General features: G+C 62.5%; 13 protein-coding genes. 9 read left to right on the top strand and 4 right to left on the bottom strand.

Translation table 11 applies throughout. The features are described from left to right. Window positions 1-2 precede the first annotated feature (2 nt). The 8 genes from IB238_RS02525 (at window position 3) to IB238_RS02490 (ending at window position 10,559) form a co-directional block, all read left to right on the top strand. Complete coding sequence (locus tag IB238_RS02525; RefSeq protein WP_192243265.1) at window positions 3-1,001, top strand: ABC transporter permease; 999 nt, start codon at window positions 3-5, stop codon at window positions 999-1,001. Next, a complete protein-coding gene (locus IB238_RS02520) occupies window positions 998-2,173 on the top strand; it encodes an ABC transporter permease (protein WP_192243264.1) in 1,176 nt (391 codons plus the stop codon). The genes IB238_RS02525 and IB238_RS02520 overlap by 4 nt, the downstream gene beginning before the upstream one ends. 78 nt (window positions 2,174-2,251) lie before the next feature. Next, window positions 2,252-3,460, top strand: a complete 1,209-nt coding sequence (locus tag IB238_RS02515) for a glycosyltransferase family protein (protein WP_192243262.1) — start codon at window positions 2,252-2,254, stop codon at window positions 3,458-3,460. 6 nt (window positions 3,461-3,466) lie between these two features. Then, a complete protein-coding gene (locus IB238_RS02510) occupies window positions 3,467-4,711 on the top strand; it encodes a glycosyltransferase family 4 protein (RefSeq protein ID WP_192243260.1) in 1,245 nt (414 codons plus the stop codon). Further along, entirely contained in the window at window positions 4,711-5,901 is a 1,191-nt protein-coding gene (locus tag IB238_RS02505) for a glycosyltransferase (protein WP_246723466.1), read from the top strand. The genes IB238_RS02510 and IB238_RS02505 overlap by 1 nt, the downstream gene beginning before the upstream one ends. A gap of 284 nt (window positions 5,902-6,185) precedes the next feature. Continuing rightward, the gene (locus IB238_RS02500) at window positions 6,186-8,897 is read left to right on the top strand and encodes an ABC transporter ATP-binding protein (RefSeq protein ID WP_192243258.1); all 2,712 of its coding nucleotides are present in this window, start codon (window positions 6,186-6,188) and stop codon (window positions 8,895-8,897) included. Window positions 8,898-8,945: 48 nt separating this feature from the next. Further along, on the top strand, window positions 8,946-9,407 hold the full coding sequence (locus IB238_RS02495; RefSeq protein ID WP_192243256.1) for a cyclic nucleotide-binding domain-containing protein: 462 nt from the start codon (window positions 8,946-8,948) through the stop codon (window positions 9,405-9,407). A 321-nt stretch (window positions 9,408-9,728) separates the two neighbouring features. Then, entirely contained in the window at window positions 9,729-10,559 is an 831-nt protein-coding gene (locus IB238_RS02490) for an MBL fold metallo-hydrolase (RefSeq protein WP_192243254.1), read from the top strand. Window positions 10,560-10,593: 34 nt separating this feature from the next. Here the strand turns inward: IB238_RS02490 and IB238_RS02485 are convergent, their stop codons facing one another. The 3 genes from IB238_RS02485 to IB238_RS02475 all read right to left on the bottom strand — a co-directional run bounded on the left by IB238_RS02485 (window position 10,594) and on the right by IB238_RS02475 (window position 13,349). After that, window positions 10,594-11,124, bottom strand: a complete 531-nt coding sequence (locus IB238_RS02485; protein WP_192243252.1) for a DUF1801 domain-containing protein — start codon at window positions 11,122-11,124, stop codon at window positions 10,594-10,596. Between the two features lie 358 nt (window positions 11,125-11,482). Further along, entirely contained in the window at window positions 11,483-12,259 is a 777-nt protein-coding gene (locus IB238_RS02480) for a polysaccharide deacetylase family protein (RefSeq protein ID WP_192243250.1), read from the bottom strand. Continuing rightward, window positions 12,252-13,349, bottom strand: coding sequence for a glycosyltransferase family 4 protein (locus IB238_RS02475; protein ID WP_192243248.1), 1,098 nt, complete (start codon window positions 13,347-13,349; stop codon window positions 12,252-12,254). Before IB238_RS02475 ends, IB238_RS02480 begins: the two co-directional genes overlap by 8 nt. A gap of 169 nt (window positions 13,350-13,518) precedes the next feature. Between IB238_RS02475 and IB238_RS02470 the strand changes: the two genes are divergently transcribed. Next, window positions 13,519-14,490: a polysaccharide lyase gene (locus IB238_RS02470; RefSeq protein WP_192247293.1), complete on the top strand. Its 972-nt coding sequence runs from the start codon at window positions 13,519-13,521 to the stop codon at window positions 14,488-14,490. Here the strand turns inward: IB238_RS02470 and IB238_RS02465 are convergent. Then, window positions 14,434-14,964, bottom strand: a complete 531-nt coding sequence (locus IB238_RS02465) for a hypothetical protein (protein ID WP_246723465.1) — start codon at window positions 14,962-14,964, stop codon at window positions 14,434-14,436. The genes IB238_RS02470 and IB238_RS02465 overlap by 57 nt on opposite strands. Between the last annotated feature and the right edge of the window lie 31 nt (window positions 14,965-14,995).

The raw sequence follows: 14,995 nt of genomic DNA, 5'->3' as shown, positions 1-14,995 counted from the left end.
CGATGCTGCGATACATCCTCTGGCGCATCGCCGTCATGGTACCGACGCTCTTCCTGATCTCGGTCCTCGTCTTCACCATCATCGAGCTGCCGCCGGGTGACTATTTCGAGAGCTACGTCTCGGAATTGCGGGCCATGGGCGAAGAGGCCGACATGGAGGAGATCGATGCGCTGCGCGAGCGCTACGGTTTCGACCAGCCGGCGCCGATCCGCTACTTCCACTGGGTCGGCGGCATGCTCCAGGGCGATTTCGGCTACTCCTTCGAGTACCAGCTCCCCGTTTCCGAAGTGGTCGGCGACCGGCTATGGCTGACAGTGCTCGTTTCCTTCGTCACCATCCTGTTCACCTGGCTGCTGGCCTTTCCGATCGGCATCTATTCGGCCACGCATCAATATAGCTGGGGCGACTACGGCCTGACGTTCTTGGGGCTCCTTGGCCTCGCCATCCCCAATTTCATGCTGGCGCTGATCCTGATGTACTTCGCCAACATCTGGTTCGGCACCTCGATCGGCCACCTGATGGACCAGCAGTACCTCAACGAGCCGATGAGCTGGGCCAAGGCGAAGTCGATCCTCGAGCACCTCTGGATCCCGGTCATCATCATCGGCACCGCCGGTACGGCCGGGATGGTGCGCCGGCTTCGCGCCAATCTGCTCGACGAATTGCAGAAGCAATACGTGGTGACGGCGCGCGCCAAGGGCATGAACCCGTTCCGCGCGTTGGTGAAATATCCGCTCCGCATGTCGTTGAACTTCTTCATCTCCGACATCGGCTCAATCCTGCCGCAGATCATTTCGGGCGCTGAAATCACGGCCATCGTGCTGTCGCTGGAGACAACCGGGCCGATGCTGATCAAGGCATTGCAGAGCCAGGACATGTATCTGGCCGGCTCGTTCCTGATGTTCCTTGCCTTCCTCACCGTCATCGGCGTGCTGATCTCCGATATCGCGCTCGCCCTTCTCGATCCGCGCATCCGACTTCAAGGCGGGAGCACCAAATGAATTCACCGCTGCCGCCATCCGGCTCCCCCCTGCAGCATTACGTTTCGACTGCTCCCTTCGATCCCTACTCGGTCGAGGCGATGACGGCCGGCCAGGCCAAGGTCTTCCAGGCCTCGCAGACGCGACTGATGTGGTGGAAGTTCAAGAAGCACCGACTGGCGCTCGCCTCCGCCATCTTCCTGCTGGCGCTCTACTTCATGATCGTCATCGCCGAGTTCCTGGCGCCCTATAACCTGCACACGCGCAACATGGACTTCATCCATGCCCCGCCGCAACGGGTGCGCCTGTTCCACGAGGGGCAGTTCGTCGGGCCGTTCGTCTACGGGCGCGAGATGACGCTCGACATGGACACGCTGCGGCGCGTCTACACCGACAACAAGAACGACGTGCAGAAGCTGCGCTTCTTCTGCTCGGGCGACCCCTATCGCTTCTGGGGCCTGTTCGATGCGAGCACCCACCTCGTCTGCCCGGCCGAGGGTGGCGAGATGTTCCTGCTCGGCACCGATCGGCTCGGCCGAGACGTGCTGTCACGCATCATCTACGGCGCCCGGATCTCGATCACCATCGGCCTGATCGGCATTGCGGTGAGCTTCACGCTCGGTATCGTCATCGGAGGACTCGCAGGCTATCACGGCGGCTACATTGACCTCTTCGTCCAGCGTATCATCGAGGTCCTGCAGTCGATCCCGAGTATCCCACTGTGGATGGCGCTCGCCGCGATCATGCCCGTCAGCTGGAGCCCGATCCTGGTCTATCTCGGCATTACCGTCATTCTCGGCCTGCTCGACTGGACGGGGCTCGCGCGCGCTGTTCGCTCGAAGCTCCTCGCCCTGCGCGAGGAGGACTACGTACTGGCGGCGCAACTGATGGGCGCCAAGAGCAGCCGCATCATCGGCCGCCATCTCGTGCCCGGTTTCATGTCGCACCTGATCGCGACCGCAACCATCTCGATTCCCGGCATGATTCTCGGCGAAACCGCACTCAGCTTCCTCGGCCTCGGCCTGCGCCCGCCGATCACCAGCTGGGGCATCCTGCTCACCGAGGCGCGCAGCGTCAGTGTCATCGCCTTCTATCCGTGGCTATTGTTCCCGATGATCCCGGTCATTCTGGTGATACTCGCGTTCAATTTCCTTGGCGACGGCTTGCGGGACGCGGCCGATCCGTACAAATAACGAAATTGTGCGATGCATGATTAGCGAATCCTAGTACTGGCTTCTAAGTTCGGTCGTTCAACCTGTGTGGAGTATCCGATGACACGACGTCTGGAAGACGCCCGGATTCTGATGTACAGCCATGACACGTTTGGTCTTGGCCACCTGCGGCGCTGCCGCACGATCGCGCACTCGCTGGTCGAGGATTTCCGCGGCCTCAACGTCCTGATCATCTCCGGCTCCCCGATAGCCGGCGCCTTCGACTATCGCGCCCGCGTCGATTTCGTGAAGATTCCGAGCGTCATCAAGCTGCGCAACGGCGAATATACGTCGATGGAACAGCATATCGACCTGCACGAGACGCTGAAGATGCGGCAGTCGATCATCCGGCACACGGCCGAGAGCTTCCAGCCCGACATCTTCATCGTCGACAAGGAGCCGATGGGGCTGCGCGGCGAGGTCGAGGAGACGCTCGCCTATCTGAAAGCCTGCGGCACGACGCTGGTGCTCGGCCTGCGCGACGTCATGGATGCGCCGCATCTGCTCGACGCCGAATGGAAGCGCCATGACGTCATGGGCAAGATCGCCAAGTATTATGACAAGGTCTGGGTCTACGGCCCGCCGGATTTCTACGATCCGCTGGTCGGTCTCGATGTCCCGGCTTCGGTTCGGGCACGCATGAACTTCGTCGGCTTCCTGCAGCGCAGCGTCTCGCAGGAGCAGGGCTCGGAACACCGGCCTAAGGGCGACTATATTTTGGTGACCACCGGCGGCGGCGGCGACGGCGCCTCTCTGATCCACGACGTCGTCCATGCCTACAAGGAGGATCCGGACCTGACGCACAAGGCCCTGATCGTGCTCGGCCCCTACATGCCGGCCAATCAGCGGCAGAAGCTTTTGCGCAAGGGATCGAAGATCCCCTATATCGAGGTGATCGAGTTCGACAACCGCATGGAGGAACTGATCGCGGGCGCGACCGCAGTCGTTGCCATGGGCGGCTACAACACCTATTGCGAGATCCTCTCCTTCGACAAGCCGGCACTGATCATCCCCCGCGTCAACCCGCGCGAGGAACAGCTGATCCGGGCCACCCGCGCCTCCGAACTCGGCCTCGTCGAAATGCTGTCCCCGGAAGAATCCCGCCAGCCGCTGGTCCTTTCCAAGGTGCTGAAGGCGCTGCCCCATCGCGCGCCACCGTCAAAGACATCAAAGGCATTGAGACTTGAAGGATTGCCGCACATTTCCCAGATCGTCGGCGACCTGCTGGTGAGCCGGGACAACACGCGGCTCTCCATTGTACAAGGCTGACAAGAATTGACATCGCAGAAGAAAATCGCCGTCATCCTGAAGGGCTATCCGCGGCTGTCGGAAACCTTCATCGCCCAGGAACTGCTGGGGCTGGAAAGGGCCGGCTTCGATCTGACGCTCATTTCCATGCGTCATCCGACCGATACCAAGCGCCATCCGGTCCATGACGAAATCCGGGCGCCCGTGCATTATCTCCCGGAATACCTGTACCAGGAACCGCTGCGCGTCGTTCGTGGGCTCGTCAAAAGCTATCGGCTGCCCGGCTTCAAGGCCGCCTTCCGTGCGTTCCTGAAAGACCTGCGCCGTGATTTTACCCCCAACCGCTTCCGCCGCTTCGGGCAGGCCGCCGTGCTTTGCGCCGAATGGCCGGCGGGAACGGACTGGCTGCACGCCCATTTCATCCATACGCCCGCATCCGTGGCGCGTTATACGAGCCTGATGAACGGCATCCCCTGGACCTGCTCGGCGCATGCCAAGGACATCTGGACCTCTCCCGACTGGGAGCTGGAAGGCAAGCTCTCCGACACACGCTGGACGGTGACCTGCAACCAGACCGGATTCGACCGCCTGCGCGTGCTGGCGAACGGCAAGAACCACGTCCATCTGAGCTATCACGGCCTCGATCTCGATCGCTTCGCCCCCTTTCCGGGCGAGCATTCGATGCGCGACGGATCTGACCGGGACAACCCGGTGACGATCGTCAGCGTCGGCCGCGCAGTCGACAAGAAGGGCTATGACGTGCTGCTCAATGCACTGTCGCTGCTGCCCGCCGAACTTTCCTGGCGGTTCATCCACATCGGCGGCGGGCCTAACCTTGCAGCCATGAAACAGCTCGCCGAAAAACTCGGCATCGCCGGCCGGATCACCTGGAACGGCGCGCTCGACCAGCAGGACGTGCTCGACCACTATCGCCGTTCGGACCTGTTCGCACTTGCCTGCCGCATCACATCCGATGGCGACCGGGACGGCCTGCCGAACGTGCTGGTAGAGGCGTCGAGCCAGCGGCTGGTTTGCGTATCGACCAACATCTCCGGCATCCCGGAGCTTCTGAAGGACGGCGAAAACGGTCTCGTCGTGCCGCCGGAGAATCCGAAGGCGCTGGCGACCGCGATTGAACAGCTGATCCGCGACCCGGCGCTGCGCAAACGGCTCGGTGAGGCAGCGGAGCAACGCGTTCGCTCCGAATTCGACCACCACACCAGCATCCGCCAGCTAAAGACCCTCTTCGAAAACGAATGGCAGGCCGCCTGATGAGCGAAATCGGAATGCCGGGGCCGCGCGTTTTCTTCTACGTCCAGCACCTTCTCGGAATCGGCCACATTGCCCGCGCCAGCCGCATCGCCCGGGCCCTCGTCGGGGACGGCTTCGACGTAACCATGGTCACGGGCGGGGCGCCGGTACAGGGTTTTCCCGGTGCCGGCATCAAGCACGTCGAGCTGCCGCCCGTGGTCGCAGGCGATGCCGGCTTCTCCGGCCTCGTCGATCTCGCGGGCAACCCGGTCGACGACGCCTTCCGCGATCGCCGTCGCGATCTCCTGCTCGCAGCCTTCCGGGAAATCAGGCCGGACATTGTCATCATCGAAGCTTTTCCGTTCGGCCGCCGCCAGGTGCGCTTCGAACTTCTTCCGCTGCTGGATGAAATCGCCGGTATGAAGGAACGACCGATCGTGCTCTCCTCGCTGCGCGACATCCTGCAGGAGAAGAGCAAGCCCGGCCGCGACGAGGAGAGCGTGGCGCTTGCGACCAGTCACTTTGATGGCATCCTCGTCCATGGCGATCCGTCCTTCGCAAGGCTGGAGGACAGCTTCTCGCTGGCGGAACGGATCGCTGACAGGGTCATCTACACCGGGCTTGTCGCCGCCCCGCGGCCCGCCCCGCCCTCCGAGCGTTTCGACATCCTCGTCTCGGCCGGCGGCGGCGCCGTTGGCGCTGCGTTGAACGAGGCCGCCATAGGCGCTGCGCGCGCCCTGCCCAAGGCCCTGCGCTGGTGCCTCATCGCGGGCCCCAACCTGCCGCAAACCGCCTTTGAAGCCACCGTCGACAGTGCTCCCGACAACGTCTCCGTCGTACGCTTCCGGCCGGATTTCCCAAGCCTGCTTGCAGCCGCGCGGCTCTCCGTATCCCAATCCGGATACAACACCGTATGCGACATACTCCGCGCCGGTTGCCGCGCCGTCTTCGTGCCGTTCACTGCCGGCGGCGAAACCGAGCAGACCGCCCGTGCCCTGCGTCTTGAGAAGCTTGGGCTTGCCACGGTCGTTCCGGAATGCACGCTTTCGCCGGAGGGGCTGACACGGGCGATCGAAACGGCGCTGCAACGGCCGACACAGAACCTGCCGCCGCTCGACCTCGACGGTGCGCGAAGAACGTCGAGCATCCTGCGCGCACTTCTCGCCGGAACCTCCGTCAGCGACCTTGCGCGACAGACTTCTGTGCGATGAGGCACCCCAGTATTCCTGCACTTTGCCAAGCCGGATGCGCCAGGCCCTTGCAATCAATGTAAAAACGCATTTCACTGCAATGTGACTGGGGCCGGGGCGACGCAGCGATTTTCGCCTTTTCTGGAGCTTTCACGATGCCTATATCGCGGTTTGGCAACGTGACGGGGCAACCTTCACACCACGCGTGTGGTAGCCTTTCACGCCACGCGAGTGGCGGTCGCTACGGCGCACCGTCAGGTTACGACGCGCGCATCCCTGATTTCTCCTCCACGGTCTGAAAGTTCATGGAAAAAGGCCTGACACACTATATCTGGACTCACACGCGCAAACAGCAGCTTTGGATTCTGCTGATCGTCGCGCTGTCGATGATCCCCTATTTCATGTCGTTCGATCTGCCCAAGCAGATCGTCAACGGACCGATCCAGGGGCAAGGCTTCGAGGGTGAGGCCGCACGGCAGCTCTTCATGCGGATCGAGTTCGCCCTGCCGTTCTTTGGCAACGTCGTGTTTTTCCCGGGGATCGAGCTGAACCGCCTGCAGATGCTGATGGCGCTCAGCCTGGTCTTCCTAGGCCTGGTCGTCATCAACGGCCTCTTCAAGCTCTACATCAACACCTACAAGGGCCGGCTCGGCGAACGCCTTCTGCGCCGCATTCGCTTCGAGCTGGTGGATCGGGTGCTCCGCTTTCCACCTTCAAAATTCAAGCGCATGAAGGGTGCGGAGATCGCCAGCATGGTCAAGGACGAGGTGGAGCCGCTCGGCGGCTTCACCGGCGACGCCTTCGTCGCCCCGGCCCTGCTCGGCGGTCAGGCAGCGACCGCGCTGTTCTTCATCTTCGTGCAGAACGTCTGGCTCGGCATGATTGCCGGCATCATCGTCGCCGTCCAGGCGGTGCTCATCCCGCGCATGCGGCGCCGGCTTCTGGTTCTCGGCAGGGAAAGGCAATTGACCGCGCGCGAACTGGCCGGCCGCGTCAGCGAGATCGTCGACGGCATCGGCACGATCCACGCCTACGATACGTCCAACCTCGAACGCGCCGACGTCGCAGCTCGGCTCGGACGGATCTTCAAGATCCGTTACGACCTCTACCAGTGGAAATTTCTGGTCAAGTTCATCAACAACTTCCTGGCCTCGGTCACGCCATTCCTGTTCTACAGCATCGGCGGTTATCTGGCGCTGCAGGGTCGGCTCGATATTGGCCAGCTCGTCGCCGTGATCGCCGCCTACAAGGATCTCCCCGGCCCGCTGAAGGAACTGATCGACTGGGACCAGGCCCGCCAGGACGTGCAGGTCAAGTACACTCAGGTTGTCGAGCAGTTCAAGACTGACAACCTGATCGATCCTGCCCTGCAGGTCGTCTCGGTCGATGAGCCGCAACGTCTCGACGGCCCGCTGTCGGCTTTCAACCTGACGCTTACCGACGACAGCGGCGCACCTACCCTGGAACATGTCTCGATCCAGTTCGCCCCCGGCGAATTCACCGCGATCATCGGCGGGGCCGCGGCCGGCGGCGAGGCGCTTGCCGAGGCGATCGGCCGGACCGTCTGGCCGGAATCCGGGCGCATCTCGGCGGGAAGCACGGATCTGTTCGACCTTCCGGAGTCGGTGACCGGACGGCGCATCACCTATGTCGCCTCGGATGCCTACTTCTTCTTCGGCTCGCTGCGCGACAACCTGCTCTACGGCCTCAAGCACGCGCCACTCCGGGATGCCGAGTATGACGATGCACACATAGGCATGCGCAAGTGGGAGATCGACGAGGCGAAGGCTGCCGGAAACCCCGACTTCGACATCCACAGCGACTGGATCGACTACGAAGCGGCGGGCGCAACCGGCCCGGACGACCTCTTCCACTCCGTCGCCGCGGTTCTCGACTGCGTCTACCTGACCAAGGACATCCTTGAACTGGCGCTGCGCTCCACCATCGATCCTGCGGCGCACGAGCAGTTGGCGACCCATATCGTCGCGCTGCGCCAGACCTTCCGCGAGGAGCTGGAAAAGGCCGGTCTCGGCAACCTCGTCGTGCCGTTTGAGCCGGATCGCTACAACGTCGAAGCCACGCTTGGCGAGAACCTCCTGTTCGGCAACGCAATCGACGAAGAACTGATGGGACGCGGCATTGGCCGCAACAAATACTTCATCGACGTCGTCACGCGCAACGGCCTCGACCGCACCCTCTACGAAATGGGTTACGAGATCGCCGAGAACGCGGTCGAGCTCTTTGCCGGCCTGCCGCCGGATCATCCGTTCTTCCAGCAGCTCACCTTCATGACGGCGGACGACATCCCGCATTATCAGCAGTTGCTGCAGAAGCTGAAGGGCAAGGACTACTCCGAGGTCTCCGACGAGGACGGGCGCGATATCATCCGCCTGAGCTTTGCCTACATCGAGCCGCGGCATCGCTTCGGTCTCCTGAGCGATGAACTGATGACCAAGATCGTCGAGGCCCGCCGCCAGTTCCACGAAGGCATGCCGGAGGAAATGACAGGCGCGTTCGAACGCTACGACCCGGACACCTATACGGCCTCGGCCAGCATCATGGACAACGTGCTCTTCGGCCGCGTCAGCCATCGCCAGGCAGACGGCCCGGAGCGTGTACGCGCCATGGTGATCTCGCTGCTCAGCGAGCCCGGCCTCTTTGACCAGGTCCTGTCGATCGGTCTGGAATTCAATCTCGGCCCGGGCGGACGGCGGATCACCCAGGTGCAACGCCAGAAACTCAATCTTGCCCGCGCGCTGCTGCGACGGTCCGATTTCTATGTCTTCAACCGCCCGTTGCCGGCACTCGATTCACGGACGCAGGAACAGATCTGCCAGAACGCGCTGACGCTGGTGCGCAACAACGGCCAGGAATCGGCGATTGTCTGGGTGCTGTCGAACACGTCGCTGACGGATCTTTTCGATCGGGTTTTGATCTTCGACAAAGGCCGGCTCGTGGGAGACGGTAAACATGCCGATCTCGCAGACAATGCGACATTCAAGGAATTGGTGTCATAATGAAACGATAAGGCCAAAGCGCCGCAGTGAATGGGGACGGAAAAGGCGATGCTGCTGAAAGACGAGGTACAGATGTTGCGGCGGGTGCCGCTGTTTGCCGGAGTGGATCCGACGAAGCTGAAGCTTCTCGCATTCACATCGGATCGCGTGGCCTACGCGGCCGGCGAAATCCTGTTCCGGCAGGGCGACAGTGGCGATGCCGCCTATGTGATCCTGACTGGCCGCGCCGACATTCTGGTGGAAACGCCGGGCGGCCAGATCAAGGTCGCCGAGGTCGAGAACAACTCGATCGTCGGCGAAATCGCGATCCTCTGCGACGTGTCACGTACGGCGACGGTCAAGGCCACGACCAGCCTGGAGGCGCTCAGGATCAGCAAGGAGCACTTCCTGAAGCTCCTGAGTGATTTTCCGGAAGTAACGATCGAAGTCATGCGGGTGCTGGCAAGCCGCCTCAGCCGCACGACGATGGAGCTTTCGGACGAGCGTGCCCGGGCGAGGAAGTCCGATTGACGGTTTCACACAGGAACGATTTGGTTTGCCGGGCGTTGAAGCCGGATCAAGGCGCATTTTCTGGCCGGATTCGGGCTTTGGGAGGCACAGATCGCCCGCGTCAACTTCTTTCTCGCAAAACGGTTTCACATTCGCTACGCTTAAGGCACCATTTGTGTCTAGGGCACCGTAAGGAACTATGGAAGGCTTAGGGCCTTCGCCGCCTTCGGCGATCTGGAAGAGGTCAGGCAGATAATGAACATGCTGGAAAGGCCGCCGCATTCGAGGCATAGGACGAAAGGCCCTCGCCGGCTGAAGGAAAGTAACGGCGCGGAAAACACCATGTCCGTGCGTTTCTGGGGCACACGCGGCAGCATCCCGGTCTCAGGCCCCCAGTTCAGCCGTTATGGCGGCAACACCATCTGTGTCGAGATCCGCTGCGGCGACGAGGTCCTGATCTTCGACGCCGGTTCCGGCATCCCGCCGGCGGGTCTCGCTATGAAGGCAGAGGGCGTGAATCAGGTCGACCTGTTCTTCAGCCACTGCCACTACGACCACATCATCGGCCTCCCCTATTTCAAGCCTCTCTACAACCACGAATGCGCCGTGAAGATCTGGTCCGGACATCTGGCCGGCACGATGACGACACGTGAGATCGTCTGCGAGTTCATGCGACCGCCGTGGTTCCCGGTCGATCCGAAGATCTGCCGTGCCCATCTGGCCTATGGCGACTTCCGCGCCGGCGACGTGCTTGAGCCGCGTCGAAACGTGACGGTACGCACCGGCAATCTGAACCATCCCGGCGGTGCGATCGGCTACCGCGTCGAATGGGGCGGCCGATCGGTGGCGATGATCACCGACACCGAGCATGAACCCGGCACACTCGATCCGGAAGTTCTGAAGCTGATCGAAAACGCCGACCTCTTCATCTACGACTGCTGCTATACCGACGAGGAGATGGAGATCTTCAAGGGTTTCGGCCACTCCACCTGGCAGCAGGCGATCCGCCTGGCGCGCGCCGCCAATGTTAAGGAGATCGCCTTCATCCATCATGCGCCCTGGCGAACCGACGCGGAACTGGAAGAGATCGACCGCCTCGCAGCCGCCGAGTTTCCGCACGCCTTCTCCGCCCGAGACGGCCAGGTGCTGGAGTACGTGGCAAGCGACGGCTAACACTCCCACCACACTCGGATCATGTACTGGCCGCTCACATGCGCTCGCCCGGCAATTGGCTGGCCTGTTCGACCCAGGCGGTGAACTGTGCTTCGTCGAGCCTGTCGTCCTCGTGGATGTCGAGGTAACGCACTTCCTTCTGCTTGGAATTTCCGGGAGGGACAGGAGACAGCGACGTACCGCGGAAGAAGGCCACCTTGATGTACTTCGTGAAGCAATGGTAGCTGAGGAACCAGCCCTGGTCCTCGACGCCATAGAAGGGCGAGTTCCATTTGACCGCTTTGCGCACGCCGGGAACAGTGCCAACGATGAGCGCGTCGAGACGGCGGCCGACATCGCTCTTCCAGCCCGGCATGGCCGCGATATAGGCTTGCACGGGGGCATCGCCGTAGCCTTTCGCGATCTGCGGATTGCCGCCGGAAAGCAGGGTCGGCTTGTCGCCGGCCGGGGAGGGCTTGCGCTCGGCGCCGGGGGATCGCGTTCCCCTGTTCGCCTTCGCCTCCCCGGAAGCCGCGTTGCTCCCCGGCTGTGCCTCCGCCGACGTCTTGGTCGTCTCATCCGACATTGCATTCACTCCCTTGATGGAATGAACTGAAATCAAGCACAGGATATCGGTCGCAGCGAGTCGTGCACGGAGGAACGCAAGGGACGGCGTTCGCATTGAGATGCAATACCCCCCTCACTCTTCTCATTCGCGCCGTCCACAGTTCAAACAGTTCTATCACGGCCGATCTCGTTGCACGTCCCGACTTATTGCTTTGCGATCCGCTGCTCGTTCTTTCAGCAGCATAAAACTAGTCCGTCATGCCGGACGTGATCCGGCATCCAGCGCGCTCAAGTCCTTGAGCGCAAAAGACTGTTTCGCGCCGCAGACGCGGCGCTACTGGACCCCGGATCAAGTCCGGGGGGACGGGGGAAGCTGTTTACGACGATTGCTGGGTTTTCAGCACTCTTAGACCGGCGACTATGGTCGACAGCTTAGTCCATCTGCAGGCGGGATGGCGAGCCGTCCGTTCGAACAAAGCTTCCAAGAAAATCCACACCGCTTCGTCGTGGACGAGATGATGGGTGAGCAAGCCGAGCGTACCGCCGCCCGTTTCCATTACCCGCAAGCGCGCCACCATTTCCGCGACCAGATCGCCGGTATCCCGTCCGCCGCGCGTTCCCCGCCAATCCATCACATCGACATGCGTATTGATCGCCGGCAACCCCAAGTCCCTTTCCGGACCGAATACTGAGAGCGCGCTGTAGCCGATCCCGCCGAGCCACGGGATCAGCTTCGGATCGATCCGGTTCCAGGGCGGTACCAGCACGGGCACGAAGCGTGGCCCGTGGAGGTGTCGCAGATGCGCAACTCCCTCTTCCAGTGAGGCGAGAACGGCGTCCGCCGGGCGATGGGCGCCCAGTTCCTGCTTCTTTTCCCCAACGGGAGCGAAGTTCTCGTGCGACCATCCATGCACCGCGACCTCGACCTGCGCGGCAGGGTGAAGCCGGTGCGCCAGCGCCTCGCCGGTGAAGGCGGGGATAACGGCAAGCGTTGTCGGGACGACGTGAAGGGCTGTCAGCGTCAACAGGCGCTCGAGGGCCGCTGTCGGCTCGACCGCGTCGTCGTCGCGCAGCCATAGCGTTGCGACCCGCCCCGCCCGCTGCCACCGACCTAGTTCGTCCAGAAGCGGCTTCCAGGTTGCATCATCACACATGATCGGCTCCCAGATGCTTGCGCAGGATCTCATCCAGTTGCTGCGCCGCGCGTTCGATCGAGCATTCTTCGATCACGAAGCGGCGCGCAGCGTCTGCCATGCGGTCGCGTTCGGCACCGTCGGTCAGCAACCGTTCGAGCGCTTCGGCATAGGCTGCGATGTCGCCGGCCGACGTCAACAGCCCCGTCACACCGTGCCGCACGACCTCCGGCACCCCGGCGACCGCTTGTGCCACGACCGGCAGACCGGCCGCCTGCGCCTCCAGATAGGCGAGCCCATAGGCTTCGCCAGTGCCCGGCCAGGCATAGATCGAGGATTGGCGCAGGATTTCTGCGATCTCCTGCGTGCCACGCTGGCCGTGCCAGACGATGCGGCCGGGCGGCATGGTGGCGAACAGGGCCTCCACCTCCTCACGCAGCGGTCCGTCGCCGACGACGGACAGCGCCCAAGGGAGATGCGACAGGCGTTCCAGTGCCGCTGCCAACATCCGGTAGCTCTCCATCTTGTCACCGGGACGCATCATCGCCACGGCGGCAAGCCGGCCGGCCCGGGGACGCGGTGCTTCGGAGAGAAACGGCGTCCGATCGATGAACGGTTGCAGGAGCACATATCGCCCCTCCGGCGCGCCTTCGACGAGGCCGTCGCGGTCACGGCGAGTGAAGCAGATGTTCACGGCTGCCGCACGCACTGTCTCGATTAGGCGCGCCTGGTTGTCCGCCCAAATCCCCTGGTTGCGCCGTCGCGAATAGGACGCCTCGGCAGTGAGGTAAGCAAGTCCGAACCTGCGGGCGAGTTCCGGGCCGATCAGGTCGGGTGCCTTGTAGTAAGGGTGATAACAAAACCACGCATCGGGGGCGCCTTCGACGCTCCAGAGTTTTGTAAGCCGGTCGACCTCTGCAGTCGCCTCGCGTTCGATGTCCGCCCGCCCGCTTCCGGCCGGATCGGATGAGAAGGTCCGCAGTTCCGAGGCGATGGTCACCGTGTGGCCGGCAGGCGCAAGCGCCTCGATCAGAAGCCGCGCCATGAGGCGGTCGCCCGAGGGAACCGGGTGGTTCGGCGATTTCAGCGGAGAGTAGAAGGCAATTTTCATCAGCGAGCGTCTTAGCGCATCGGCGCGCGATTTGGAAATGACTCGGCATCCGGGCAGGCATAACGCCTTGAAAACAGGCGCGGATCTTCCCGCAAAATTGATACGCAGCAAAACAAATATGCGCTAGTGTCGCGGGCGACATCAAGGAGGACCTTCTCGAATGCCCGCCATGCTGCCGTTCGCCCGCACCGCTTTCGTCGCCCTTGCCCTGCTTGCCGCACCGGCCTCTTCCTCCGCCGAGGACGGGGCGCAACCAAAGCTCTATGATGGCTTCGACGGCGCGGACTTCTCCGAGGCCGGCGGGCTCTACTATCGGGAGAACGCCGAGCAGAAGGCCGGGACGGTAACGTTCCAGAGCGAGGTGAAGCGCGAAGGCGCCGGTGCCTTGAAACTCAGCATCCGGCCGCTCTGTGACGCGGAGAGTGAAGGCTGCAGCGAACGGGCGGAAATCTGGGAGAAGACCGCGCTGCGCGTGCCCTACGACAAGGGTGTGTGGTTCGGCTTCTCCGTCCTGTTCGCCGATCCGATCCCGCAGGACGATCACCGCTATCTGATCGCCCAGTGGAAACGCGAGATCGGCCCGGACGCGGAGGGCGATTTCAGCCCGTTCCTCGCGCTGCGGCTCGACAACGGCAAGCTCTTTGCCACGATCGAGAGCAATTATCAGGACGGCACCGAGGCCCAAATGAAGGACGGCGTCCCCTCCTGCCCTGCCGGCAGCACGCCTGTGTGGCTCCGGCCAGAGACCAACCAGATGCGTTCGCTCATTGCGTATGACGCGTCCTGGACCGCTGAGGACGGTAAGGGGTTTCCAAGCTGCACGGAAAAGCTCGTCCAGACCCACCACGGCAACCCGCTACCGGAGCCCTCCTCCGGATGGATCGATTTTGCCATCTATTCAAAACCCGGTCCGGACGGGACCGGGCACATCGAGATCTTTGCCAACGGCAAACCTGTTGTCACGGCGAAGGGCTATATCGGCCACAACGACCGTGGATTGGGCGAGAACCAATACTTCAAGTTCGGCCCCTACCGCGCCGCGGGTGAAGGCGAGTGGACGCTCTACTACGACGATTTCCGCCGATCACCGGACTGCATCGATGTGCTGCGGGACGAGAAAGCCTGCGCGCTCGGCAAGTGATGCGGGCGCGTGCACTCGCAGCCTCTCCAGCGCTCTGGCTGTAACTTCGGCGTGGTTTATCCGATCGATGAAACGGCGCGCGCGTGGGATAGGATCGTGCAGGAACTGATCTGGCCCCAACATCTTGCGCTGATTTAGTTCATCCGTATCGAGCAAGCGGTAGTCCACTTTCCTGATCTCGCAGCTCCATCCTTCATGTAGGCGAATCCACCCTTTGCTGTGATGTTCCAACAGCCGATCCCGCCCGCAATAGCTGTGATAGTCGAAGGCGATCGTGCCGTCCGTCACATAGATGTGGGCGCCCGGATATCCCTCGTCCGGGACGATGTGTTCGGCGTAGAACCCCGCAAGAGGCGGACGCTCGAGGAATACGCCGGCGAGAATGTGGCAAGCGCCGTAGCCAAAGAAGATCCGGTCGGGCAGCGCCCAGCGCTTCTCAGGATTTCTTTTGATACCGGGCTTCAGGACGTACATGCCGCGACGCTAGGCCCACTTCGCCGTGCAT

The organism is Rhizobium sp. ARZ01, assembly GCF_014851675.1.
GTDB lineage: Bacteria > Pseudomonadota > Alphaproteobacteria > Rhizobiales > Rhizobiaceae > Mycoplana.
This window is presented reverse-complemented; position numbering and strand designations above follow the sequence as displayed.